Origin of the sequence: Streptomyces odontotermitis (assembly GCF_050510915.1) — a bacterium.
Classification (GTDB): domain Bacteria; phylum Actinomycetota; class Actinomycetes; order Streptomycetales; family Streptomycetaceae; genus Streptomyces.
In genome coordinates this window covers 193,521-218,733 of sequence record NZ_JBNJLS010000002.1, presented here as the reverse complement: position 1 = coordinate 218,733, position 25,213 = coordinate 193,521, and the positions used below count along the sequence as shown (strand labels likewise).

Genomic DNA, 25,213 nt, shown 5'->3' with positions numbered 1-25,213 from the left:
AGTAGAACCATCGACAGCATGCGGAGGAAACAGTCGTGTTCGCCCTCTTGACCCTCTTCGGCCTGCTGGCGGCCGTGGCGACGCTCCTGATCGTGGTCCTGCTGCGTCGAGGCAACAGGCGTACGGAGAACGCCGACGGCCTGCTCATCGAGCAGCGGCGGCGCGCTCAGGCGCGTGCCGACCGCACGACGTACGGAGCGGGTGCCGTTCGTCATTCCACGACGCCCTTCGGCGACAGGTCGCGCCCGTGACCAGGGTGAACCGGAACGGGCGGAACGTGCCACGGAACGGGAGCACTTCAGGGACCATGTCCGCACTGCCCCAGCAGGCCCAACACCCGCTGCCCCAGGGTCACATGATCGTGTGCGGCGACGACGCGCTTGCCGAGCGGCTCGCCGCCGAGCTGCGCTCCGTGTACGGCGAGCGGGTCACGGCCATCGTGCCCACCGTCCGTGCGGCCGACGGTGCGCGTGGCGGGCCGGCGGCCCGGGCCCGGGCCGCGGCCCTGCTCGGCCGGATGCAGGCCGCTCTGATGCGGGCCGCCGGAGCGGCGGACAGCGTCGACGGGGCGGCCCCCGCGCGCGCTCCCCGCGTCCTGGAGGCAGCGGAACCCGACGAGAGCACCCTGATCGAGGCCGGGGCGCGGGGCGCCGCCGCCCTCGCTCTCGTGTATGACGACGACGAGACGAACATCCACGCCGCCCTGGCCGCCCGACGCCTCAACCCCCGGTTACGCCTCGTCATCCGGCTCTATGACCGCAGGCTCGGCCAGCACCTGGCGCAACTCCTCGACCAGGCCGCCGTGCCGGCCCAGCCCGGTCTCGACCTGGAGGCACTGGACACCTCCACCACCGTCCTGTCCGACGCGGACACCGCCGCGCCCGCCCTTGCCGCCACCGCCGTCGCCGGCACCAGCAAGGTCGTCCAGGCGGACGGACTGCTGTTGCGCGCCGCCGAGCGCACACCGCCCGGCCGGGGCGAGGTCACCGATCCCGGACTGTGCACGCTCGCCCTCTTGTCCTCCACGACCAGCGACCCAGCGGGGGCCGAGGGTTCGGACGCCTCAGGGCAGGAGGGGCCGCTGCTGCTGCCCGACGACCGCACCGTCGCCGCGGCCACCGGGCGCGGCGCCGTGGTCCTCGACACCGTCACGTACGCCGGACCAGCCGCGCCACCCGGTCGACTCGCGGGACGCGGGCTGCCGCTCGGCTCGCTCTTCTCCCGCCGCCTGCGCTGGTCGCTGGCCGGACTCGTGATCTGCGTCCTCGGTCTGGCCCTTGCCACCTGGGCCACCACCGACCCCCACCCGCTTCGCGCCGCATACCTCACTCTGCTCGACCTGTTCGCCATTGACGACCCCGCCGTCGGCGAGCCCGCAGCCCGCCAGATCCTCCAACTCCTCACAGGGTTCGCCGGGTTGCTGCTCCTGCCCGTCATGCTGGCCGCCGTCCTCGAAGCGCTCGGTACCTTCCGCACCGCCTCCACGCTGCGCCGCCCACCGCGCGGCCTGGCGGGCCATGTCGTCCTGCTCGGCCTCGGCAAGGTCGGCACCCGCGTCCTGGCCCGGCTGCACGAACTCGGCGTCCCCGTCGTCTGCGTGGAGGAGGACCCTGACGCGCGTGGCGTTCCGCTCGCCCGGAGCCTGCGTGTGCCGACCGTGATCGCCGACGTACGCGACGAGGGCGCCCTTGAAGCCGCCAAGATCCACCGCGCCCATGCCCTGCTCGCTCTCACCAGCCACGACACCACCAACCTCGAAGCCGCCCTGTACGCCCGCTCCGTCAAACCCGATCTGCGCGTGGGCCTGCGTCTGTACGACGACGCGTTCGCCACCGCCGTCTACCGCACCCTGCGCGCCGCCCACCCCCGCGCCCTCACCCGCAGCCGCAGCGTCTCCACGCTCGCCGCGCCGGCTTTCGCCGGGGCCATGATGGGCCGCCGGGTCCTCGGTGCGATCCCCGTCGAGCGCAAGGTGCTGCTCTTCGCCGCCCTCGACGTCGCCGGTCACCCACCACTGGAGGGGCGAACGGTCGCCGAGTCGTTCCGGGCCGGCGCTTGGCGTGTGCTCGCAGTCGACTCCACGGCCCCCGACGAACGGCTGCCCGACCTCGCCGCCTCTCCGGGGGAAGACGACCCCGCGCATCCGCCCGGCCTGGTCTGGAACCTGGACCCCTGCTACGTGCTGCGCCCCACCGACCGCGTGGTCCTCGCCGCGACGCGCCAGGGCCTCGCCGAAATCCTCGGCCGCCGATCGCAGCTCAGAGGTGGTCCGGCCGGGTCGTAGCCGGACACGAGCCACAGCGAGAATGCAGGCATTAAAGACGCGTAAAGATTGCCGGAAGACGGCAATGTGCGAGGCGGTCACCGCGTGCGACGATCCTCACCCGCCGAGGTGAGAGTCAAGTTGAGGGAGGTGTCCACAGTGGCCTTGTTTCTAGGTCTCGGCATCGCAGGCGTCGTCCTGCTGCTGTTCTCCCTGATCTTCGACGGAGTGCTCGAAGGGCTCTTCGGCGGCGCCGATGTACTGGACGGACTGTTCGACGGCCTGCTGTCGCTGCCGGTCATCGCGGGCTTCGTGTCGATGCTCGGCTTCGGCGGTGCCATCGTGCTCGGCACCACCGGGCTCGGCGCCGGGCCTGCCGCCGCCGTCGGAGCGGGTGCTGGTGCCGCGGCGGGCTGGCTGACATGGAAACTCAGCCGCGCCCTGATCCGGGACCAGACGGCTCCGACACCGCGCGGCGACGACCTCGTGGGTACGTCGGGCAACGTCGTCACCGCCATCCCGGCCGACGGGTACGGCGAGGTCCTTCTCCAACTGGCAGGTCAGCCGATGAAGTTCGCGGCGAAGAGCCAGGTGGCGCTTGCCCGGGGAGCCGACGTCTGGGTCGACGAAGTGCTTTCGCCCACCTCGGTCGCGGTGCGCTCCGTCGAACGCTGACGGTCCCACCCATCGACCACTGAGCCACTCAACCACTCAACCGCACACCGATCACTGAACCAACTGCGTCCTTCCGGGAGGCAGAGGGGGAATCCACCATGAGTCCAGTCGTCATAGCCGTCACCGGGGTCGTCGTACTCCTCGTGCTCCTGGCGCTCGTCGTCATCACCCGCTACAAGGTCGCCGGGCCCAGCGAGGCGTTCATCATCACCGGCCGGCGCGGCAAGAAGTCCACCGACCCGGAGACCGGACGGATCTTCACCGACAACAGCGGCCAGAAGGTCGTTGTCGGCGGTGGCGTGTTCGTCGTCCCCTTCGTCCAGCAGAGATTCACGCTCGACCTCTCCTCCCGTCACATCCCCATCGCCGTACGCGGTGCGGTCACGCTGAGGGGCGTCAAGGCGCACCTCGAAGGCGTCGCGATCGTCAAGGTCGGCGGCACCGAGGACTCCATCCGCGCCGCGGCCCAGCGCTTCCTGATGCAGCAGGACGGCATCGTGGGCTTCACACAGGAGGTCCTGTCCGGCGCGCTGCGCTCCATCGTGGGCCGTATGTCGGTGGAGGACATCATCCGTGACCGGGCGGCGTTCGCCGGCCAGGTCGCCGAGGAGGCCGAAGCCTCGCTCTCCGGGCAGGGCCTGGTCCTGGACGCCTTCCAGATCCAGGACATCACCACCGAGGGCTCCTACCTGGAGGACCTGGGGCGCCCGGAGGCGGCCCGCGCCAAGCAGGAGGCCGACATCGCCGAGGCCGTCGCACGCCGCGCCTCCGAGCAGGCCCGGCTCAAGGCCGAGGAGGAGATCGCGGTCGCCCAGCGGACGTTCGCGCTCAGGCAGGCCGAGATCAAGGCCGAGACGGACCAGGCCGCCGCCCAGGCCAACGCGGCGGGACCGCTCGCCGAGGCCGCCCGCAGCCAGGACGTGCTGACCGAGCAGGAGAAGGTGGCCGAGCGCCAAGCAGCCCTGACGGACAGGGAGTTGGACACCAAGATCCGCAAGCCCGCCGACGCCGCCCGCTACCAGGCCGAGCAGGAGGCCGAGGCCCGCCGTATCGCCCTGGTCAAGCAGGCCGAGGCGGACGCCCAGCGCTCGCGTCTCACCGGTGAGGGCGAGAAGGCACACCGGGCGGCGCTCGCCGAGGCCGTACGGATCGAGGGCGAGGCGGAAGCCGCCGCGATCGGGGCCAAGGGCTCGGCCGAGGCCGAGGCGATGCAGAAGAAGGCCGACGCCTTCGCGCAGTACGGGGATGCCGCCGTCCTGCAGATGCTCGTCGAGGTGCTGCCGCAGGTCGTGGCCAAGGCGTCGGAGCCGCTGTCCGCCGTGGACAAGATGACGGTGATCTCCACGGACGGGGCGAGCCGACTCTCCCGCACGGTCGCCGACAACGTCGCCCAGGGCGTCGAACTGCTCAACTCCACCACGGGAGTCGACCTCCCCGCACTCCTCAAGAACATCACTGCCGGAGGCGAGCCGTCGGACCCGGCGCCCGCAACGGCATCGGACAACGGGCAGATCAAGATCACCGGCTGACGCCGACGCACTCTCCGCATGGCGGCCCGCACACTGTGTGGGCCGCCGCGTATCTTTCGCGTCAATGAACTGGCCCGCGTCACGGTCGCATACGACGCTGAGGACAGGAACTCTCCACCAGGCGAGGAGCGGGTCGTGCGCGCACGGGATCTGGCGATCGAATACGAATCGGTGAGTGTCGACAGCGACGCCATGGCGGCGGCCCGACTGATGGCCGAACAGAAACTGCCCGGCCTCCTCGTCCTGGACGGCAAGGGCGAGCCCAAGGCGATCCTGCCGGCCTCCCAGCTGATCAAGATGATCGTTCCCACATACGTCATAGAGGACCCGACGCTCGCGGCGGTCGTCGACGAGCGGCACGCCGACCGGCTCTGCCACGTCCTCAAGGGCCGCACCGTCGGAGAGTGCCTCTCCAGCAAGGCGACCCCGCCCCCCATCGCGGCCCCGGACGACACCGCGCTCGAAGTCGCGGCGCTGATGGCGCAGGTGCGCAGCCCCCTGGTGGCGGTCGCCGAGCGGGCCAAGGACGGTACGCACCTGGTCGGAGTCATCACCGCGTCGCATCTGCTCCAGGAACTCCTGGGAGTGGCCGGGACGTTGGACACCCCGTCGGCGTGACACGGGGCGCCCCGAACAGACAGTCCAGCAGGGCGACGCGAAGCACGCGGCGCCCCGACGCCGCATGGCATGAAGGGCGATGCTGCGCAGCGCGCCGCCGCCGGGTCTCGTGACCAGGGTGGGCCCGCATGAGCCTCAGCACCCGCACGGCGCACCTGGAGATCCCCACCGCCGACGGCACGGCCGACGCCTTCGCCGCCTTCCCCGCCGAAGGCGGCCCGTGTCCCGGCGTCCTGATGTACATGGACATCTTCGGGGAGCGGCTGCTGGAGCTGCTCGGCCGCGCCCTTTGAGGGCGGGCCCTGGAGAGCGGGCCCTCAGCCGGTCGTCGGCTTGTAGGCGTACACCGACGTCATCACCAGGCACGGCGCCGGCGGCACCACCTCGACCCGCAGGGTGCGCCGCGCGCTGTCGTAGTCGACGCCCTCCGTCTCGAACGTGCCCGAGCACAGGCTGCGTTGGGGCGCGGCGAAGAGGCTGGTGACGTGGCCGGTGACCGGCTTGCCGTCGAGGGCGCGCTCCAGGTCGACCTGAAGGACGGGCCGGTCCTCGGGGAACAGCTCCTTGGACGCGTCGTTCGAGGAGCAGACCAGCCGGGTGTCCGCGACGAAGTCGCAGCCCTGGATGTCGCGTACCGGCTTGTCCAGGGTGATCTGCCCGGCCTGCGCGAGCGCGCCCCCGGTGGGCGGCGTCGAGGAGTTGAGGAGCGGGGCGGGGAAGACCTGGAGGCGGCTCTGGTCGCCCCACTCCCCGGAGACCAGCCACTGGGCGTCCGGCGACACGGCGGCGAACGAGTTGTTCAGCTTCTCGCCCGCGTCCAGCCGGTGCTCGTACAGGTAGCGCTTGCCCTCCGGCGTGGTGACCGCGAACATCTTCGACTTCGCGTCGTCGCCGCCCTGATAGGCGTCGAAGGTGTGACCCTTCGCTATGTCCGGGTCGCCTATGTGGCTCCAGCCCTTGATCCGCAGGGCCAGCGGGACCGACCCGAGCCCCCGGTAGGTCAGGCCGCCGTCGGCGCGGCTCGCCAGGCCCTGGCTGCCGGTGAGGGAGTTCACCGACGAGCTGCCGGACTCCGCCCAGCCGCCGGGCAGTCGGGCCTCGGCGCTCGCCCCGGGCCCCGTGACGGCCACCAGGGCCAGGGCGCCGAGCAGGGCGGCGGAAGCCTTGAGGGGGTTCATCTGGTTGCTACCTCCGTGGGGGAAGGGGTGCGGGGCGGTCGCCGCGGCGGCGCCATCGTACGTACGGTGATCGGGGAGCAGGCGGGAGTTGCGCACAATGTGACCCTGGTCCCGGCTCCGCACCGCGACAGCCGCTCCGCGACCCTCGGCAAGGCAGCGACAGAAGGCGAGTTCAGACGTGAGACTGACGATTCTCGGCGGTGGCGGATTCCGGGTGCCGCTGGTGTACCGGGCGCTGCTGCGCGACCGAGCGGAGGGCCGGATCACCGAGGTCGTCCTGCACGACCTGGACGCGGCGCGGCTCGGCGCGATCGCCCGGGTCCTCGCGGAACAGGCCACCGGGGTGCCGGACGCGCCCACGGTCACCACGACGACCGACCTCGACGAGGCGCTGCGCGGCACCGACTTCGTGTTCTCCGCGATCCGCGTCGGCGGCCTGGAGGGACGCGCCGCCGACGAGCGCGTCGCCCTCGCCGAGGGCGTGCTCGGGCAGGAGACCGTGGGCGCGGGCGGCATCGCGTACGGGCTGCGCACGGTGCCCGTCGCCGTCGACATCGCCCGCCGGGTGCGCACTCTCGCCCCGGACGCCTGGGTCATCAACTTCACCAACCCGGCGGGCCTGGTCACCGAGGCGATGTCCCGGCACATCGGGGACCGCGTCATCGGCATCTGCGACTCGCCCGTGGGCCTCGGCCGCCGGGTGGCAGGCGTGCTCGGCGGCGACCCCGACGAGGCGTTCATCGACTACGTGGGCCTCAACCACCTGGGGTGGCTGCGCGGTCTGCGGATCGGCGGCGTCGACCAGCTGCCGCGCCTGTTCGCGGAGCCGGCCCTCCTCGAATCCTTCGAGGAGGGCAAGCTCTTCGGCGCGGAGTGGCTCCGCTCCCTCGGCGCGGTTCCCAACGAATACCTGCACTACTACTACTTCAACCGCGAGACGGTCCGCGGCTACCAGGAGGCCGAGCAGACCCGCGGCGCCTTCCTCCGGGACCAACAGGCCAGGTTCTACGAGAAGATGGCGCGCCCCGACGCCCCCGCGTGGCGGACCTGGGACGCGACCCGGGCCGAGCGTGAGGCCACGTACATGGCGGAGAGCCGGGAGGCGGCGGGCGCGGGCGAACGCGCCGCGGAGGACATGGAGTCCGGCGGTTACGAGAAGGTCGCGCTTGCCATCATGCGGGCCATCGCGCGGGACGAGCGGGCCACGCTGATCCTCAACGTCCGCAACCGCACGACGCTTTCGGTGCTCGACGCCGACGCGGTGATCGAGGTGCCCTGCTCCGTCGACGCCAACGGCGCCCACCCGATGGCGGTAGACCCGCTGCCCGGGCACGCCACCGGCCTGGTCTGCTCGGTGAAGGCCGTCGAGCGCGAGGTCCTCGCGGCGGCCGACAGCGGCTCCCGCGCCACCGCCGTGAAGGCGTTCGCGCTGCACCCGCTGGTCGACTCGGTGAACGTCGCGCGCAGGCTCGTCGACGGGTACAAGCGGGCGCACCCCGGACTGGCATACCTGCGATGATCTTCGGGTGACCGCCACCGACTCCGTCAACTCCCCGACGACCGCACCGATATCCCGCCCGTCCCGTCCCTGCGGCCTCGTCGTGTGCCGGGGCTGCTGCTGCGGCGACGCGGCCAAGCACCCCGGCACCGACCATGCGGGGCAGCTGGCGCGCCTGCGGGCGGCGGCGGCCGACTCGGGGAACCGCCTCACCGTCCGCACCAGCGAGTGCCTCGGCCCCTGCGGGCAGGCCAACATCGTGGTCGTGCAGCCGTCGAGCGAGGGCCGTCGGCGGGGTGGCCGGCCCGTCTGGGTGGGGTTCACCCTGGACGACGCGTCCCTCGACGAGATCCTCGACTGGGTGGCGGCGGGCGGGCCCGGGATCGCCGAGCCCCCGCCGACCCTGTTGCTTCAGGTGGTCAACCCCCGAGTGGAGAAGGGGAGTCAGCCGGCCTGAGGCGCCCGCGCCGCCCGGAAGACGGGCCGTCGGCGCAGCGTGAAGCCCAGGGACTCGTAGAGCCGGATCGCGTTCGTGTTGCGGGCCGCCGCGTGCAGGAACGGGGTCTCGCCGCGCTCCCGGATGCCGTGGGCGACCGCGAGCACGAGCCGGGTGCCGAGGCCCTGGCCGCGGTGGGCGTTGTCGGTGCAGACGGCGCTGATCTCCGTCCAGCCCGGCGGGTGCAGGCGCTCGCCCGCCATCGCGACGAGGGCGCCGCCCCTGCGGATGCCCAGATACGTGCCCATCTCGACGGTGCGCGCCAGGAACGGGCCCGGCCGGGTGCGCGCGACCAGGTCCAGCATCTCCGGCACGTCGCCGGGCCCGAGCCGCACCGCCTCGGGGTCCGGCGCCGTGGCCACCCCGGAGTCGACGAGCTGGACACCGTCCGTCTCGAAGGCGATCTCCCACCCGTCGGGCAGGGGACCGGCCACGGCGGGCAGCGGTACCTCCTCGCCGGGCCCGTAGAGCGAGGCGAGGCGGGCCCAGTCGGCGGGGGCCGGCGCGTCGGGGAGGGCGAGCCACGGGGAGACGTCGGGCGGGTAGCGCAGGATCCGCCCGTGGCGTTCGGCGAGGTGGGCGTGGGGGCCGGTGAGGGAGGCGTGGGCGGGGTTGTCGAGGGGGTGCGTCGACGCCACGGGCGCCGGGGCGGGGGTGGAGAGCGGGGCGGGGGTGGAGAGCGTCTCCGTCATGCCGAGACCTCGAGCACGACCTTGCCCCGGGTGTGGCCCTCTTCCACGGAGCGCAGGGCCTCCCCGGCCCGCTCCAGGGGGTAGCGGCCGGTGATGTGGGGGCGCAGCACGTCGGCCGCCGCGAGGCGCGCCACCTCGTCGAGGACCGCTCCGGTGCGGGCTCGGGCCACGGGGGCGCCGCCGAGTTCCGCGACCGTCTGCTTGGCCGCGGCGGTGATCAACTTGCTGCGGTCGTCGAGGAGTCGGGCGAGCTCCACGAGGTCGTCGCCGCCGACCAGGTCGTAGATCGCGTCGATGCCGTCGGGGGCCGCCGCGCGCACCCGCTCGGTGAGGCCGGGGCCGCGCGGCACGTGCACCGCGCCGAGCGACTCGACGAACTCCTTCTTCGCTTCGCTCGCGGTGCCGATGACGCGCACGCCCAGGTGGCGGGCGAGCTGGGTGGCGGGTGCGCCCACGCCGCCGCCCGCCCCGATGATCAGGAGCGTCGATCCGGCGGGCAGCGCGAGCTGCTGCACACCGTCGTACGCGGTCGCCGCCGCGACCGGGAGCACGGCGGCCTCCGCGAAGGTGAGCCCCTTCGGCTTGTGCGCGGCGATCGCCTGGGGGAGCAGGGTGTACTCGGCGTAGCCGCCCGCGACCGCCGTGCCGAAGACCTCGTCCCCGACGGCGAACCCCTCGACGTCCGGGCCGACCTTCTCGACCACTCCGGCGGCCTCGCTGCCGAGCACCTCGGGGTAGGTGGCGGGCGGCTGGCCGGGCCTGCGGTAGCCGGAGCGCAGCTTCCAGTCGACGGGGTTCACGCCCGCGGCGCGCACCGCGATGAGCAGCTGCCCCGGTCCCGGCTCCGGCACCTCCCGGTCCACGAGGGCCTCGACCTCGGGGCCGCCGGGTCGCGTGTAGACGTACGCCTTGGGCATCTCGCTGTCTCCTCTGGTGGAAGTGGGGCCACGGTCCACTGACCGCACGCGGGTCCACTTAGCTCGAACGCCATGATCCGCCCGCTATTCCCGGCACGGCCCGGGACGGCCGCGTGTTCACGAGCCCGTAGAAAACTGAACACCCCTGAAACTTTCCTTTTCCCGACCCTTGACCTTCAGTGTTCAACCAATCAAGACTCAGGCCCCGTACTCCCGCACTGGCGCGGTTGCCGCCTTCAGCTCTTGGCGACCGGAGGCCAGTCCCCCTTGCCCCGAGCCGCGTCACGGAGGCCGTTTCGCCATGCCTGCCAGCACTCGTCGTGAACTTCTGAAGCAGTTCGGCGGCACCGCGGCCGCGTTCGCCTTCGTGGCCGCGGCGGGCCCGCTCGCCGCACCGGCGTCGGCTGCCTCCGCACCTGCCTCCGCCTCCGCACCCACCTCCGCCTCCGCCTCCAAGGCAGGCCGGCGCGTCCGCCGGCTCCTCGCCCGCTTGACCCTCGACGAGAAGATCAGCCTCGTCCACGGCGCCACCGACCCCCGCCGGCTCGGCCAGGCCGGGTACCTGCCGGGCGTCCCCCGCCTCGGCATCCCCGAGCTGCGCCTCACCGACGGCCCGGCGGGCGTCAACGTCACCCGGTCCGCGACCGGCCTGCCGCCCGTCTCCACGCTCGGCGCGAGCTTCAACCCCCAACTGGCCCGCGCCTACGGCGCGGTGATGGGCCGCGAGGGACGCACCCTCGGCATGGACGTCCTGCTCGCCCCGCAGATCGAGCTCTCCCGCACCCCCTTCTTCAGCCGCAACAAGGACCAGTCGGGCGAGGACCCCCTCCTCAACGCCCTGATCGGCGCCGCCCAGGTCGAGGGCGTCCAGGCCGAGGGCATGCTCGCCCAGGCCAAGCACTTCCTCGCCAACAACCAGCGGCTGCACGAGTTCGACCGCGAGAAGCCGGAGAACTCCTACGACTTCGTGGTGGACGACCGGACCCTGCACGAGCTCTACCTGCCCGCCTTCGAGGCGGTCGTGCGGGCCGGGGTCGCCTCGGTCATGTCCGCGTACAACCACCTCAACGGAGAGTGGAACAGCGAGAACAAGACCGTCCTCACCGACATCCTCCGCGGCGAGCTCGGCTTCCCTGGCTTCGTCACCTCCGACTGGGGCGCCACCCACTCCCCGTCGGCCATCGAGGACGGCCTCGACATGCAGATGTGGGACGGCTCCCACTTCGGCGCACCCCTCAAGAAGGCGATCACCGACGGCTCCGTCCCGCTCGCCGCCCTCGACACCGCGGTCTCCCGCATCCTCGGCCGGTACGACGCCTTCGGCATGCTCGACGGCAGCCGCGTACCCGCGCGCACGTCCATCGACGTCGAGGCCGGGGCCCGCGTCGCCCGCGAAGTCGCCACGCAGGGCGCGGTGTTGCTCACCAACGACGGCGGCCTCCCGCTTTCGCGCGCCGCGCTCCACGACCTCGCCCTCATCGGCCCCACCGCCGGCCAGGTCGCCGTCTCCGTCGCGGGCGAGCGCGCCTACGGCTTCGAGGACCGCATGGTCAGCCCCCTCGACGCGCTGCGCCGCAGCACCGGCCGGAAGATCGCGTACGAGGTGGGGGTGGACCTCACCGGCACGGCGATCCCGTCCTCCGCCCTCCCCAAGGGCATGGCCCGCAAGGGCGGCGGCACCGACAGGACGGTGGACTTCACCGGCGACCGCGCACTGCCCCAGGGCACGGCCACCGAGTGGACGGGCACCCTCGTGCCGCCCACCACCGGCGAGTACGCCCTGAACATCCAGGGCTGGGGCGGAGCCGTCTCGCTGATGCTGGACGGCAAGGAGATCGCGACGGCGTCCGGCGTCCGCGACAGCTTCACGCGCAAGTGGTCCTCGATCGTCCCGACGACGGACGGCCTCGACAACGGCCGGGCGGCGCCCCTGCGGCTGACCGGCGGACGCGCCTACGCGCTGCGCGTGACGGCCACCGGCTGGGACGCGTCGGTCGCCGAACGTGGCCCGGTCCAGGTCCGGTTGGCCTGGGTCACCCCGGAGCAGCGGAGCGCGGGCATCTCCCGCGCGGCCCGCCTCGCCCGCCGCGTCCACACGCCCGTCGTCTTCGCCCACAACGGAGAGGGCGGCGCGCTCGGCGGCAGCGGCGACCTCACCACGCTCGCGCTCCCCGCCCACCAGGACGAGCTGATCGAGGCGGTGGCCGCGGCCAACCCCCGTACGATCGTCGTCCTCAACACCGGCGGCCCTGCCCTCCTGCCCTGGCTCGACCGCGTCGGCACGGTCCTGCACGCCGGATACGTCGGCCAAGAGGGCGGCTGGTCCACCGCCGACCTCCTCACCGGCCGCGCCAACCCCGGCGGCAAGTCCGTCATGACCTGGCCGAAGCGCGAGTCCGACCACCCGACCCTGGACCCGGCCCACCCGGAGCGCTACTTCGGCGTCGACGGCGTGGTGACGTACAGCGAGGGCATCTTCACCGGCTACCGCGGCTTCGACAAGGCGGGCACGGACCCCCTCTTCCCCTTCGGACACGGCCTCTCCTACACGGAGTTCGGCTACTCCGCCCTCTCCGTGCGCCGGACGGGCGACGGCTACGAGGCGTCCTTCACGGTCACCAACCGCGGCCGGCGCACAGGCGCGGAGGTACCCCAGGTGTACGTGGGCGCGCCCCGGGACGCGGAGGTGGAACTCCCGGTGAAGACCCTGGCGGGCTTCGAGCGCGTGGAACTCGCCCCGGGCGAGTCCCGGCGGGTGCGGATCCGGGTGACGGCACGGCAGCTCTCGTACTGGAACACGGAGCGCGGCGCGTGGACGCGGACGCGGGGGTGGCGGGGGCTGTATGTGGGGGCGTCGTCGCGGGACATCCGGCTGAGCAAGGCCGACGCCGTCAACTAGGGTCAGCAGCCATGAAGGGGATCACCTTCCCTGCCTGGCACGGCAGCCACTACGTCACCCTCGCCGAACTGCTGGTGCGCCTCGGCAGCTTCGGCCTGGGGCTGACCTGGCGGGTGGAGTGCGAGGAGATCGTGGACCCTCGCTGTGCCGAGATGGAGTGGCGGTCCGCCGGAGCCGGTATGGACACGCCGGCGCTGCTGTCGCTGACGACCCCGGGGCTCCGGTTGATCGACGCCGAGGTGCGCGGGTTCGCCGAGGACGCGCTCGTGGTCGTCCTGACCGAAGTGGACAGCTCCTTGTGGGAGGTCACGGCCGCCGATGACCGCGTGCTCAGCGAACTCCGTTGCCACTACCCGGGCGTGACGGATCTCTGAGCACGGCCCTCTCCCTAGTCGGCGAGCCGCTCCTCACTCGGATCACCCGGCTCACCCGGCTCACCCAGCCCCACCCCGTCCACGGTCAGGGACCGGGCCAGCCGGTCGAGATGAGCGCGGTACACGCCCACGAAGTCGAGGTCGCCCTCCGCGATGGCCCACTGCATCTGGAGGCCGTCGGAGACGGCGAGGATCTCCACGGCGGTGCGGTGCGGATCGGTGTCCGGCTGCAACTGGCCCGCGTCCAGGGCGCGTTGCAGCATCGCCGCCACATCCCCGGCCACCCGCCGGTACCGCTCCGCGAAGTACGCGTGCGCCGGGTGCTCCCGGTCGCCGCCCGCCTCGGCGGCGAGCTTGGTGTAGAGCTGGATGAGGCCCGGCTGGGTGAGGTTGTAGGCGGCGAGGGCGAGCAGCGCGCGGAACAGGTCGCGCACGTCGTCGCTGTCCGCCGCGGCGTGCAGCGGCCCGAACCCGCTCCGGGTGCGCTCCTCGCGGGCCTCGAGCACGGCCATGAGGAGCCGCTCCTTGGACCCGAAGTGGTGCACGATCAGGGTCGCCGACGTGCCCGCCTCCGCCGCGATCTTGGCGAGCGAGGAGTTGAGATACCCGCTCTGCGCGAACCGGGCGAGCGCGGCGGCCAGGATCTGCGCACGCCGGGGGTCGGCGGCGGCGTACGAACCGGGGGAGTGGCGGGACCGGCGGGATCGGATGGGCATCCGACCATTGAACCGCACCCCTCTCATCGGGGCTCTGACCTGCGCGTTAGGGTGAGATCCGCCGTGATTTCACCGTGATTTCGCCGAGGAGGCCGAGGAGGCCCCCATGCCCGCCCGCACCACCGTCCTGATCCTCCAGCACGTCGACGTCGAGAAGCCCGGTCTGATTCTCGACGCCCTGGACGGCAGTGGCCTCGATGTCGTGGTGCGCAATCTGCTCGACGGGGAACCGGCGCCGGGCGCCGCGGGTGAGCTGCCCGCGGTGGACGAGCTCGCCGGGCTCGTCGTCATGGGCGGGCCCATGAGCGCCGACGACGTGGACGCGCATCCCGCACTGAAGGCCGAACGGGACCTTCTTGTCGACGCCCTGCGCGCCGAGGTGCCGACTCTCGGAGTGTGCCTCGGCGCCCAACTGCTCGCCCGTGCGCAGGGGTTGGCCGTGCGGTCGGGGGCCGAGCTCGGGCGGGACGGGGAGATCGGCTGGGCGCCGTTGCGTGGTGTGGACCGGGACGACCCCGTCGTCGGGCCGCTCGCCGATGCCCCCGCCGTGCTCCACTGGCACGGCGACCGCATCGTGCCCGGACCCGACACCCGCGTACTCGCCCGCACCGACAGCACCGAGTGCCAGGCGTTCCGCGCCGGTCCGGTCGCGTGGGGGCTCCAGTTCCACCTGGAGGTCACGCCCGAACTCCTCGACGAGTGGCTCGGTGAGCCGTCGTTCGTCGCCGAGGCCACCCACGCGCTCGGCCCCGACGCCGTGGGCCGGCTGCGCGGCGACGCCCGTGCCGTCGCCGACACCCTGCGTCCTCTCGCCGGGCGCGGCCTCGCCCATCTGCGGAGTCTGTTCGTGGAGCGCGCCGGCTTCTAGGGCTTGCCCAGGCGCGTCCAGGGCCAGGTGCGGCTAGGGCCAGGTGCGGCTAGGACTTGCCCAGGCACTCGTACAGCGATTCCACCAGCTTCCAGCTGCGCACGTCCTCCCCGGACGTGCCGCCGTCCATCCGGTTCATGACGTACGCGTACGACACCCGCCCCTCCGGATCCGCGAACGCGAACGAGCCGCCCGCGCCCCCGTGCCCGAAGGCGCGGGGGTTCGTGCCCGCCATGCCGAACTGGTTGAGCATGTAGCCGAGGCCCCACCACCACGCGGAGGAGACCGCCGTGCCCGCCGCGAGGACGACGTCCGGCTCGTCCTCGCCGCTCTGCCGGGTCCGCATGGCCTCCAGGGTCGAGGGAGTGACCAGGCGGCCGTTCGCCAACTCGCGGTAGACCGTGGCCAGTCCGCGGGCCGTCGCGTGACCGTTCGCGGCGGGGATCTCCGCGGTGCGGAACGCCGCGCTGTTGACCTCGCCCATCGGGAGGTAGTTGAGGGCGAGCGTGAGCGGGGCCAGGGGGTGGGCGTCGAGTCCGGCCACGGGGGGCTCCGGGGCGCCGCCGAACAGGGTGCCTTCTGTGTCCTTTTCGGCGTTCTCGTCCGTCGTGCCCGGTGGGATCATGTCCGCGCAGCGGGCGTGCTCGGACGCCGGTGTGCCCACGTACACCGAGGAGTCCACGCCCAGCGGCGCCGTCACCTCCGTGCGCAGGAACGTGCCGAGCGACACCCCGGTGATCCGGCGCACCACCTCGCCGACGAGGAAGCCGTACGCCACCGCGTGGTAGCCCTGCCGTTCGCCGGGGCGCCACCACGGCTCGGCCGCCGCGAGCGCCGCGCACACCGTGTCCCAGTCCTGCACCTGCTCCGGCCGCATCGGCTCGCGCGGGGCGAGCACACCGGTGCGGTGGCTCAGCAGCCACCGCACCGGGATGTCGCCCTTGCCCGCCTGGGCGAACTCGGGCCAGTACCGGGCCACCGGCGCGTCCAGGTCCAACTCCCCGCGGTCCACGAGGAGATGGGCACAGAGCGCCGTGAGGCCCTTCGTCGTCGAGTAGACGTTGACCAGCGTGTCCCGCTCCCAGGCGCGGGTGCCGGACAGGTTTGCCGACCCCGCCCACAGGTCGACCACGAAGGCGTCGTCGACCGTGACGGCCACCGCCGCCCCGAGCTCGCCGCGCTCGCGGAAGTTCCGCTCGAACTCCTCGCGGACGCCCTCGAATCCAGGGGCGCAGGTGCCGTGGACGGAGGGAGGAGGCGTCGTCATGGGGCTCCTTCGGACGGTCTGCTCTGACGGTCTGTCAGAGCCACTCACCGTACCGGCGGATGTACCACGACTTCACGCCCTGGGTGAGCGCGCAGTACGCCAGCAGGGTGCCGATCAGCCACGGGAAGTAGCTCATCGGGAGCGGCTGCATCGAGAACGTCGCCGCCAGCGGCGAGAACGGCAGCCACAGGCCGAACACCATGACCGCACCCGTCATGACCAGCACCGGGACCGAGGCCCGCGACTGGATGAAGGGGATCTTGCGGGTGCGGATCATGTGCACGATCAGCGTCTGCGAGAGCAGGCCCTCCACGAACCAGCCCGTGTGGAACAGGGTCTGGTGCGCGGGAGAGTTGGCCTGGAACACGTACCACATGACGAGGAACGTCGTGATGTCGAAGACCGAGCTGATCGGGCCGATCCGGATCATGAACCGGCCGATGCCCTTCGCGTCCCACGTGCGCGGCTTGCGCAGGTACTCCTTGTCCATCCGGTCCCAGGGGATGGACAGCTGGCTGATGTCGTAGCAGAGGTTCTGGATCAGGAGCTGGATGGCGAGCATCGGCTGGAAGGGGAGGAACGCCGAGGCCACCAGGACGGAGAAGACGTTGCCGAAGTTCGACGAGGCCGTCATCTTGATGTACTTGATGGTGTTGCCGAAGGTCTGACGGCCCATCAACACGCCCTGCTCCAGGACCATCAGGTCCTTCTTCAGCAGGATGATGTCCGCGGACTCCTTGGCGATGTCCACCGCCGTGTCCACCGAGACGCCCACGTCGGCCTCGCGCAGCGCCGCGGCGTCGTTGATGCCGTCGCCGAGGAAGCCGACGGTGTGCCCCTCGGCCTTGAGCGCGCGCACGATCCGGGCCTTCTGGACCGGGTTGACCTTCGCGAACACCGTGGTGTCACGGGCCAGTTCGACCAGCTCGACGTCGTCGACCTCGTCGATCCGGGACCCGGTCACCACCTCGCCGACGTCCAGGCCGACATCGGCGCACACCCGCGCCGCGACCAGCTCGTTGTCGCCCGTGATGACCTTGACGTCCACGCCGTTCTCGTCGAGGGCACGCAGCGCGGCGCCCGCGTCCTTCTTCGGCGGGTCGAGGAAGGCGAGGAAGCCGACCAGGGTCAACTCCCGCTCGTCCGCGACCGAGTAGGCGGTGCGCGTCGCCGACAGCGAGCGGGTCGCCACCGCCAGGACGCGCATGCCCTCGCGGTTGTGGTCCTCGCTGACCCGGCGGGCGTGCGCGATCCGGTCGTCGGTGAGCCGGACCCGGCGGCCCCGGTCCATGACGTGGTCACAGAGGCCGAGGACCTCCTCGACGGCGCCCTTGGTGATGAGGACGTGCTCCTGGGGCTCCGCGGTCTGCGTGGTCTCCACACTCTGCGCGGGCGAGCCGACGGCGTTCTCGGTGAACTCGTTGCGGCTCAGGACCACCGACATGCGCCGGCGTGCGAAGTCGAAGGGGATCTCGTCGACCATCGTGAAGCGGGTGTCGACGACAACCTCCTCGGCCTCGTCCACGCGGTTCAGGACCGCCTGGTCCATGAGGCCCCGCAGTCCCGTCTGGAAGTGGGAGTTGAGGTACGCGTACTCCAGGACCTCCCGGTCCTCCTGGCCGCGCGTGTCCAGGTAGCGGTCGAGGACGATGCGGTCCTCGGTGAGCGTGCCCGTCTTGTCGGTGCACAGGACGTCCATCGCGCCCAGGTTCTGGATCGCGTTGAGCTGCTTGACGACGACGTGCCGCTTCGACATCGCGACCGCGCCGCGCGCCAGGTTCGCGGAGACCACCATCGGCAGCATCTCGGGCGTGAGCCCGACCGCCACGGAGATCGCGAACAGGAACGCCTGGTCCCAGTCGCCCTTGGTGAAGCCATTGATGGCGAAGACCACCGGGACCATCACCAGCATGAAGCGGATCAGGAGGTAGCTGACGCGCTTCACGCCGAGGTCGAAGGCGGTCTGCGGCCGGTCCCCGACCAGGGCGCCCGCCATCGACCCGAAGTACGTGCCGGTGCCGGTCGCCACGACCACGCCGGTCGCCGTGCCGGAGGTCACGGAGGTGCCCATCAGGCAGAGGTTGTCGGCCTCGACGGGGTCGGTGGTGGCGCGCTGGCCGAAGTCGTGCGCGCGGGTGTCGGCCTTCGCGGCGGGCAGCGACTCGCCGGACAGGGCGGCCTGGCTGACCATCAGGTCCTTGGCGGTGAGCACCCGCAGATCGGCGGGGACCATGTCGCCGGCGGCGAGCTTCACGATGTCGCCGGGGACGAGCTCCGCCATCGGGATCTCTTCGGTGCCGGTGTGCTCGCTCCACCGGCGCTGCACCGCGCACGAGGTGGTGACCAGGGCCTTGAGCGACTGCGCCGACTTCGTGGAGCGGTACTCCTGCCAGAACCGGAGGAGCCCGCTGATCAGCACCATCGTGGAGAGGATGACGACGCCGGGGTCGGCCGGGTCCTGCACGTACATGATGATGCCGAGGACGACCAGGACGCCGATGAAGGGGTTCGAGAAGGACTTGGCCAGCTGCAGCGGCCACGGCGTCGGCCGCTCATGGGCCACGACGTTCGCGCCGAACCGCTCGAGCCGGTCCAGGACCTGGTCCTGCCGGAGTCCGCGGGTGCTCGCCTCGACGTCGCGCAGGACCTCGCGGGCCGGGCGCGCGCTCAGGTCGGCGAGGCGGGCGCCGACCTCACGGGTGCGGGCGTCGAGCTCGGCGGCCTTGCGCTCGCGGCGCTTGCCAGAGGGGCGGGGAGTGGTGGGGGCGGGGCTGCTGGGGTGGGGGTGGGGGTTGCTGGGGTGCGCGCCCGGAGCGTGGTCCGGGCGTACCTGGGGAATCAGCTTGTTCATGGCAGACCTCCCTCCGCGCACGGGCATGACGAAGCACGTCCGCGCACAGGGACGTAAGGGGCATGCCGGAGCGCGCAAGGCGAATTCGGGCGGCATGCGCCGGTGAAAGAAGAAGAGTGAGATCAGCGAAGCTCAGTCGCTGGAGAAACGCGGCTCGGGCGCGTCAGTGAAACGGCTCGGGCGCGTCAGTGAAACGTGCCGACAACGCAAGGACTTCCTTCGGGACTCATCCCGAACACCTCCTTGCCGTCGCGGGACAGAGAAATGCACCACCGAAGGGTGCACGGCCAAGTGAGGCAGCTGGGGCGATAAAAGTCAAATGTGGGACTTTGGTCCTGAATCGCAGAGGACTTGTGTCCCTCTCACCAGGGGTTGGACTTCTCTTCACATTCGAGTCACCACCTCTTCCCACACACTTGCTCCCCTTGGCACACTTCACCCGCCTGAGCCCCCCATGACACGAGGTCACATCACCCATGCCTGAAATCAATCGGCGCCGGTTCATGCAACTCGCCGGCGGCACCGCCGCGTTCGCGATGCTCAACGAGAGCATCGCCCGAGCCGCCTCGCTGCCCGCCCGGCGCCGCGCCGGTTCGATCCAGGACGTCGAGCACATCGTCGTCCTGATGCAGGAGAACCGGTCCTTCGACCACTATTTCGGGACGATGAAGGGCGTACGCGGCTTCGGCGACCCCCGCACGGTCACGCTGCCCAGCGGCAAGCCGGTGTGGAATCAGGTCGGCGGCGGCAAGGAAGTGCTGCCCTTCCACCCGGACGCCGAGGACCTCGGCATGCAGTTCATCGCGGGCCTCGACCACGACTGGGCGGGCGGCCACAGCGCCTTCGCCGACGGCAGGTACGACAACTGGATCAATGCCAAGTCCGAGCGCACGATGGCGTATCTGACCAGGCAGGACATCCCGTTCCACTACGCCCTCGCGGACGCGTTCACGATCTGCGACGACTACCACTGCTCGTTCCTGGGTGCCACGGACCCCAACCGCTACTACATGCTCACGGGCGGCGTCGGCAACGACGGCAAGGGCGGCGGCCCGGTCCTCGGCAACCAGGAGGCGGGCTACGACTGGACGACGTACGCCGAGCGCCTGGAGCAGGCGGGCGTCTCCTGGAAGGTCTACCAGGACATCGGCGACGGACTGGACGCCGCGGGCCACTGGGGCTGGATCGACGACGCCTACCGCGGCAACTACGGCGACAACTCCCTGCTGTACTTCAACAAGTACCGCAACGCCAAGCCCGGCGACGCCCTCTATGAGAAGGCCCGCACCGGCACCAACGCCAAGGCGGGCGACGGCTACTTCGATGTCCTGACGGCCGACGTCAAGGCGGACAAGCTGCCGAAGATCTCCTGGATCGCCGCGCCCGAGGCGTTCTCCGAGCACCCCAACTTCCCGACCAACTACGGCGCCTGGTACATCGCGCAGGTCCTGGACGCCCTCACCTCCAACCCGGACGTGTGGGCCAAGACGGCGCTGTTCATCACGTACGACGAGAACGACGGCTACTTCGACCACGTCGTGCCGCCGTACGTCCCCAAGGACGCCAACCAGGGCCTCTCCACCGTCGACACGACGCTCGACTACTTCCCGGGCAACGCGAGCTACGCGGCCGGGCACTACGGCATGGGGCAGCGCGTCCCGATGTTCGTCGTCTCGCCGTGGTCGACCGGCGGCTACGTGAACTCGCAGGTCTTCGACCACACGTCGATCCTCCAGTTCATGGAGAAGCGCTTCGGCGTCAAGGAGCCCAACATCTCGCCCTGGCGCCGGGCCGTCGCCGGCGACCTCACCTCGGCGTTCGACTTCAGCGGCAAGGACACCGACCCGGCCGACCTGCCCGACACCGACGGCTACCGGCCCCCGGACCACGAGCGCCACCCGGACTACGTCCCGCACGCCCCCGCCAACCCGGCCCTGCCCAAGCAGGAGAAGGGCTCCCGGCCCTCGCGCGCCCTGCCCTACGCCCCGCTGGTGGACGGCAGGGCCGACGTGGCGGCGGGCAAGTACCAGCTGACCTTCGGCGGCGGCCCCGACGCGGGCGTCTGCTTCCACGTCCGCTCCGGCAACCGCACCGACAGCCCCTGGACGTACACCACGGAGGCGGGCAAGACGATCTCCGACTCCTGGAACGGGGCGTACTCGAACAACGTCCACGACCTGTGGGTGTACGGGCCCAACGGCTTCCTGCGCGTCTTCAAGGGCGCCAGCAAGACCGCGGGCCCCGAGGTCACCGCCCGCCACGACAAGGCGACCGGCAACCTCAAGCTGACCTTCACCAACGCCGGTTCGGCCGAGGTGAACCTCACCGTCACCAACGCCTACGGCGGCACCAAGGAGACCTTCAAGGTCAAGCCGGGCGCGACGGTGCAGCACACCGTCGACCTGCGCGCCGGCAAGCGCTGGTACGACATCAGCGTCGTCGCCGACACCGACAAGGCGTTCCTGCGGCGCTTCGCCGGGCGCGTGGAGAACGGCCAGGCGGGCGTGAGCGACCCGGCGCTGATCACCGGCTGAGGCACGCGGAGGGGGAAGGGGCGGCGGAAATTCCGTCGCCCCCTCCCCGTCCCTCTTGAGAAGCTGAACCATGGCAGACACCCCACGCCCCACCGGCGTCCCCGAGCGGCCCGTCCTGGACGGGCTCGAAGAGAAGTGGTCGCGGCGCTGGGACGCGTCGGGTGTATTCGCCTTCGACCGCTCGCGCACGCGCGCCGAGATCTTCTCCATCGACACCCCGCCGCCCACGGTCAGCGGCTCCCTGCACGTCGGGCACGTCTTCTCGTACACGCACACCGACACCGTCGCGCGCTATCAGCGCATGCGCGGCAAGGAAGTCTTCTACCCGATGGGCTGGGACGACAACGGCCTGCCCACCGAGCGCCGCGTCCAGAACCACTTCGGCGTCCGCTGCGAGCCCGCCCTCCCGTACGACCCGGACTTCACCCCGCCCGCCGAGCCCGGCAAGCGCCAACTGCCCATCTCCCGGAGCAACTTCATCGAGCTGTGCGAGCAGCTCACCGTCGAGGACGAGCGGGCCTTCGAGGAGCTGTGGCGGGCGCTCGGGCTCTCGGTCGACTGGACGCGGACGTACCAGACGATCGGCGCCGAGGCCCGCGCCATGTCCCAGCTGGCCTTCCTGGAGGCCCTCGAGCGCGGCGAGGCGTACGTCGCGGAGGCGCCGACGCTGTGGGACGTCACGTTCCGAACGGCCGTCGCCCAGGCGGAACTGGAGGACAGGGAGCGGCCCGCCGCCTACCACCGTCTGGCCTTCCACGGACCGCTCGGCGAGCGCGTCCCCATCGAGACGACCCGCCCCGAGCTCCTGCCCGCCTGCGTCGCCCTCGTCGCCCACCCCGACGACGAGCGCTACCAGCCGCTCTTCGGTACGAAGGTCCGCACCCCCCTCTTCGGAGCCGAGGTCCCGGTCCTCGCGCATCCGCTCGCCGACCCCGGCAAGGGCACCGGGATCGCCATGGTCTGCACGTTCGGGGACACCACGGACGTCACGTGGTGGCGCGAACTGCGGCTCGACACCCGCCCGGTCATGGGCTGGGACGGCCGCCTGCTCGCCGCCCCGCCGCCCGGACTCGACGCGCCCCACGCGCGCGAGAGCTACGCACGGCTCGCCGGGGCCACCGCGCACACCGCCCGCGAACGCGTCGTCGGCCTGCTGCGGGAGAGCGGCGACCTGGAGGGCGAGCCGCGGCCGGTCACGCACCCGGTCAAGTTCTTCGAGAAGGGCGACAAGCCCCTGGAGATCGTCACGACCCGCCAGTGGTACCTGCGCAACGGCGGCCGGGACGAGCACCTGCGCGCGGAACTCCTCGCCCGGGGCGCCGAGTTGACCTGGCACCCGCCGCACATGCGGGTCCGGTACGAGAACTGGGTCGACGGGCTCAACGGCGACTGGCTGGTCAGCCGCCAGCGGTTCTTCGGCGTCCCGATCCCCGTCTGGTACCCCCTGGACGGCGCGGGCCTGCCCGACCACGAGCGGCCCCTCCTCCCGGACCCGGCCGCGCTCCCCGTCGACCCGAGCGTCCAGGCCCCGCCCGGCTACGAGGAGGCGCAGCGCGGCGAGCCGCACGGCTTCGCCGCCGACCCGGACGTCATGGACACCTGGGCGACCTCCTCGCTCACCCCGCAGATCGCGGGCGGACGGCGCTCGGACCCGGACCTGTTCGCGCGGGTCTTCCCGATGGACCTGCGGCCCCAGGCCCACGAGATCATCCGCACCTGGCTGTTCTCGACGGTCGTCCGCGCCCACGCGGGCCACGGCACGCTGCCCTGGCGGCACGCCGCGATCTCCGGCTGGATCCTCGACCCCGACCGCAAGAAGATGTCGAAGTCCAAGGGCAACGCGGTCACGCCCCTCGACCTCCTCAGGCAGTACGGCTCCGACGCGGTCCGCTACTGGGCGGCGAGCGGCCGGCCCGGCACGGACACGGCGTTCGACACCGGCCAGATGAAGATCGGCCGACGGCTCGCGACGAAGATCCTGAACGTGGGGAGGTTCATCCTGAGCCTCGACGAGGAGGACGGGCGGGACCCCGGCACCGACGCGGTCACCGAGCCCCTGGACCGGGCACTGCTCGCCGAGCTCGCCGCCGCCGTCGAGGACGCCACGGCGGCCTTCGACGACTTCAACTACGCGCGGGCCCTGGAGCGTTCGGAGTCCGTCTTCTGGCACTTCTGCGACGACTACGTGGAGCTGGTCAAGGCCCGCGCCTACGGAGACCACGGCGGGGCGGCGGGCACCGGGTCCGCGCGGGCGGCGCTGCGCACGGCACTGGACACCCTGCTGCGGCTCTTCGCGCCGGTCCTGCCGTTCGTCACCGAGGAGGTCTGGTCGTGGTGGCGGGGCGGGGAACCCCCGTATCGGGGTGAGGAATCCCCGTATCGGGGTGAGGGATCCCGGTATCGGGGTGAGGGCTCGCTGCACCGCGCCGCCTGGCCGGACCCGGAGCCGCTGCGCGCCGCGGGCGGCGACCAGGAGCTCCTCGAGGTTGCCTCGGAGGTCATCGCGGCCGTCCGCAGGGCCAAGTCCCAGGCGCGGCTCTCGATGCGCGCCCCGGTGTCGGCGGCGGTCCTGACGGCGCCGCGCGCGGTCCTCGACCGGTGCGCGCCCTCGGTCGCGGATCTGCGGTCCGCCGGTCGCATCGAGACCGTCGAACTGCGGGAAGGGGCGGGTGCCCTGACCGTTGCGGTCACGCTGCCCGAAGGGGAGCGGTGAGGCGGACGTCACAGGCTTTGCCAAGGGGTGGTGGACTGTCCAGTGCGTCGGGATAGTGTGCTTCGGTGACCACGCATTCGAACACCCCTGCAGGCTGGTACCCGGACCCGCAGGGCAATCCTCAGCTCCTGCGCTGGTGGGACGGTTCCCAGTGGACCGAGAACACCAGCCCCGCCCAGCAGCCGCAGGCCCAGCAGGTCCCGCAGCAGGCCCCGGCGGCGCAGCAGCAGCCCGCCCAGCAGCAGGCCCAGTACGGCCAGCCGCAGGCCCAGCAGGGCCAACAGGCCCATCTGCAGGGCCAGTTCGGTCAGCAGGGGCAGGCGGCCGGTGGTTACGGGATGCCGCAGCAGGGCGTGCCGCAGCAGTCGGCGGACCCCTCGAAGGTGCAGCGTCAGGTCCAGCAGCAGGCCGGGGTCGCGCCCACCGCGCAGGGCGGCGGCAGCCTGTTCACCGAGCCGGTCCTGGTGGTGAACCAGAAGGCCAAGCTGATCGAGCTGACCAACGAGTACTCGGTCATGGACCAGTCCGGCAACCAGATCGGCTCGGTCGTCCAGGTCGGCCAGAGCACGCTCAAGAAGGTCGCGCGCTTCGTCTCCAGCCTCGACCAGTTCATGACGCACAAGCTGGAGATCCGGGACGCGTACGGCCAGCCGCAGCTGATCATGACGCGCCCGAAGAAGTTCATGAAGTCGCGCGTCATCGTCGAGCGCCCGGACGGCCAGCCGGTCGGCGAGATCGTCCAGCAGAACATGATCGGCAAGATCAACTTCGCGATGAACGTGAACGGCCAGCAGGTCGGCGCGATCAAGGCGGAGAACTGGCGCGCGTGGAACTTCTCCATCGTCGACCACGCCGACAACGAGGTCGCCCGGATCACCAAGACCTGGGAGGGCCTCGCCAAGACCATGTTCACGACCGCGGACAACTACGTCCTGCAGATCCACTTCCAGCTGCCCGAGCCGCTCCTGAGCCTCGTCGTCGCGACGGCGCTGACGGTGGACACGGCGCTGAAGCAGGACGCGCGCGGCTTCGGCTGAGCCGTCCGCCCGCCACGCATCCGTACGACGACGTCGGCCGCGCCCCGGGGAAGGGGCGCGGCCGACGTCGCTTTCGTGCGCGTTGCGT

The 25,213-nt window shown here is 71.6% G+C and carries 20 protein-coding genes; 14 read left to right on the top strand and 6 right to left on the bottom strand.

Going from position 1 to position 25,213, the window contains the following annotated elements; all coding sequences use genetic code 11:
• Positions 1-35: 35 nt before the first annotated feature.
• The 6 genes from ACQB60_RS07125 to ACQB60_RS07100 all read left to right on the top strand — a co-directional run bounded on the left by ACQB60_RS07125 (position 36) and on the right by ACQB60_RS07100 (position 5,378).
• Entirely contained in the window at positions 36-251 is a 216-nt protein-coding gene (locus tag ACQB60_RS07125; protein WP_496924966.1) for a hypothetical protein, read from the top strand.
• Positions 252-307: 56 nt separating this feature from the next.
• On the top strand, positions 308-2,284 hold the full coding sequence (locus ACQB60_RS07120; protein WP_496924965.1) for a potassium channel family protein: 1,977 nt from the start codon (positions 308-310) through the stop codon (positions 2,282-2,284).
• A 138-nt stretch (positions 2,285-2,422) separates the two neighbouring features.
• The gene (locus ACQB60_RS07115) at positions 2,423-2,938 is read left to right on the top strand and encodes an NfeD C-terminal domain-containing protein (protein ID WP_496925628.1); all 516 of its coding nucleotides are present in this window, start codon (positions 2,423-2,425) and stop codon (positions 2,936-2,938) included.
• Between the two features lie 98 nt (positions 2,939-3,036).
• Positions 3,037-4,467, top strand: coding sequence for a flotillin family protein (locus ACQB60_RS07110; RefSeq protein WP_496924964.1), 1,431 nt, complete (start codon positions 3,037-3,039; stop codon positions 4,465-4,467).
• A gap of 135 nt (positions 4,468-4,602) precedes the next feature.
• The gene (locus tag ACQB60_RS07105; protein WP_496924963.1) at positions 4,603-5,085 is read left to right on the top strand and encodes a CBS domain-containing protein; all 483 of its coding nucleotides are present in this window, start codon (positions 4,603-4,605) and stop codon (positions 5,083-5,085) included.
• A gap of 128 nt (positions 5,086-5,213) precedes the next feature.
• Entirely contained in the window at positions 5,214-5,378 is a 165-nt protein-coding gene (locus tag ACQB60_RS07100) for a hypothetical protein (protein WP_496924962.1), read from the top strand.
• Between the two features lie 24 nt (positions 5,379-5,402).
• On the opposite strand, the gene ACQB60_RS07095 is transcribed toward ACQB60_RS07100, so the two are convergent.
• Positions 5,403-6,263, bottom strand: a complete 861-nt coding sequence (locus tag ACQB60_RS07095; protein ID WP_496924961.1) for a hypothetical protein — start codon at positions 6,261-6,263, stop codon at positions 5,403-5,405.
• Between the two features lie 178 nt (positions 6,264-6,441).
• Here ACQB60_RS07095 and ACQB60_RS07090 point away from each other — a divergent pair, with 178 nt between their 5' ends.
• Positions 6,442-7,782 carry a 6-phospho-beta-glucosidase gene (locus ACQB60_RS07090; protein ID WP_496924960.1) on the top strand — a complete coding sequence of 447 codons (1,341 nt, stop codon included), beginning with the start codon at positions 6,442-6,444 and terminating at the stop codon, positions 7,780-7,782.
• A 7-nt stretch (positions 7,783-7,789) separates the two neighbouring features.
• Positions 7,790-8,218 (top strand): (2Fe-2S) ferredoxin domain-containing protein, encoded by a 429-nt coding sequence (locus ACQB60_RS07085; protein ID WP_496924959.1) that lies wholly within the window; start codon positions 7,790-7,792, stop codon positions 8,216-8,218.
• Here ACQB60_RS07085 and ACQB60_RS07080 read toward each other — a convergent pair.
• Both ACQB60_RS07080 and ACQB60_RS07075 read right to left on the bottom strand, forming a co-directional pair.
• Positions 8,206-8,949, bottom strand: a complete 744-nt coding sequence (locus ACQB60_RS07080) for a GNAT family N-acetyltransferase (protein ID WP_496924958.1) — start codon at positions 8,947-8,949, stop codon at positions 8,206-8,208. The genes ACQB60_RS07085 and ACQB60_RS07080 overlap by 13 nt on opposite strands.
• A complete protein-coding gene (locus ACQB60_RS07075; protein WP_496924957.1) occupies positions 8,946-9,866 on the bottom strand; it encodes an NADP-dependent oxidoreductase in 921 nt (306 codons plus the stop codon). The genes ACQB60_RS07080 and ACQB60_RS07075 overlap by 4 nt, the downstream gene beginning before the upstream one ends.
• 301 nt (positions 9,867-10,167) lie before the next feature.
• Between ACQB60_RS07075 and ACQB60_RS07070 the strand changes: the two genes are divergently transcribed.
• Positions 10,168-12,765, top strand: coding sequence for a glycoside hydrolase family 3 protein (locus ACQB60_RS07070; RefSeq protein WP_496924956.1), 2,598 nt, complete (start codon positions 10,168-10,170; stop codon positions 12,763-12,765).
• An 11-nt stretch (positions 12,766-12,776) separates the two neighbouring features.
• Positions 12,777-13,139 (top strand): hypothetical protein, encoded by a 363-nt coding sequence (locus ACQB60_RS07065; RefSeq protein WP_496924955.1) that lies wholly within the window; start codon positions 12,777-12,779, stop codon positions 13,137-13,139.
• Positions 13,140-13,153: 14 nt separating this feature from the next.
• Here the strand turns inward: ACQB60_RS07065 and ACQB60_RS07060 are convergent, their stop codons facing one another.
• Positions 13,154-13,855, bottom strand: a complete 702-nt coding sequence (locus ACQB60_RS07060) for a TetR/AcrR family transcriptional regulator (protein ID WP_496924954.1) — start codon at positions 13,853-13,855, stop codon at positions 13,154-13,156.
• 106 nt (positions 13,856-13,961) lie between these two features.
• Here ACQB60_RS07060 and ACQB60_RS07055 point away from each other — a divergent pair, with 106 nt between their 5' ends.
• A complete protein-coding gene (locus ACQB60_RS07055) occupies positions 13,962-14,723 on the top strand; it encodes a type 1 glutamine amidotransferase (RefSeq protein WP_496924953.1) in 762 nt (253 codons plus the stop codon).
• A gap of 49 nt (positions 14,724-14,772) precedes the next feature.
• On the opposite strand, the gene ACQB60_RS07050 is transcribed toward ACQB60_RS07055, so the two are convergent.
• Positions 14,773-15,990, bottom strand: coding sequence for a serine hydrolase domain-containing protein (locus ACQB60_RS07050; RefSeq protein WP_496924952.1), 1,218 nt, complete (start codon positions 15,988-15,990; stop codon positions 14,773-14,775).
• A 34-nt stretch (positions 15,991-16,024) separates the two neighbouring features.
• A complete protein-coding gene (gene mgtA, locus ACQB60_RS07045; protein ID WP_496924951.1) occupies positions 16,025-18,841 on the bottom strand; it encodes a magnesium-translocating P-type ATPase in 2,817 nt (938 codons plus the stop codon).
• Positions 18,842-19,317: 476 nt separating this feature from the next.
• Between mgtA and ACQB60_RS07040 the strand changes: the two genes are divergently transcribed.
• From ACQB60_RS07040 to ACQB60_RS07030, 3 genes are all read left to right on the top strand, one after another.
• Positions 19,318-21,375: a phosphocholine-specific phospholipase C gene (locus ACQB60_RS07040; protein ID WP_496924950.1), complete on the top strand. Its 2,058-nt coding sequence runs from the start codon at positions 19,318-19,320 to the stop codon at positions 21,373-21,375.
• Positions 21,376-21,445: 70 nt separating this feature from the next.
• Positions 21,446-24,088 carry a valine--tRNA ligase gene (valS, locus tag ACQB60_RS07035; RefSeq protein WP_496924949.1) on the top strand — a complete coding sequence of 881 codons (2,643 nt, stop codon included), beginning with the start codon at positions 21,446-21,448 and terminating at the stop codon, positions 24,086-24,088.
• A gap of 65 nt (positions 24,089-24,153) precedes the next feature.
• Positions 24,154-25,125, top strand: a complete 972-nt coding sequence (locus ACQB60_RS07030) for an LURP-one-related family protein (protein ID WP_496924948.1) — start codon at positions 24,154-24,156, stop codon at positions 25,123-25,125.
• Positions 25,126-25,213 lie beyond the last annotated feature (88 nt).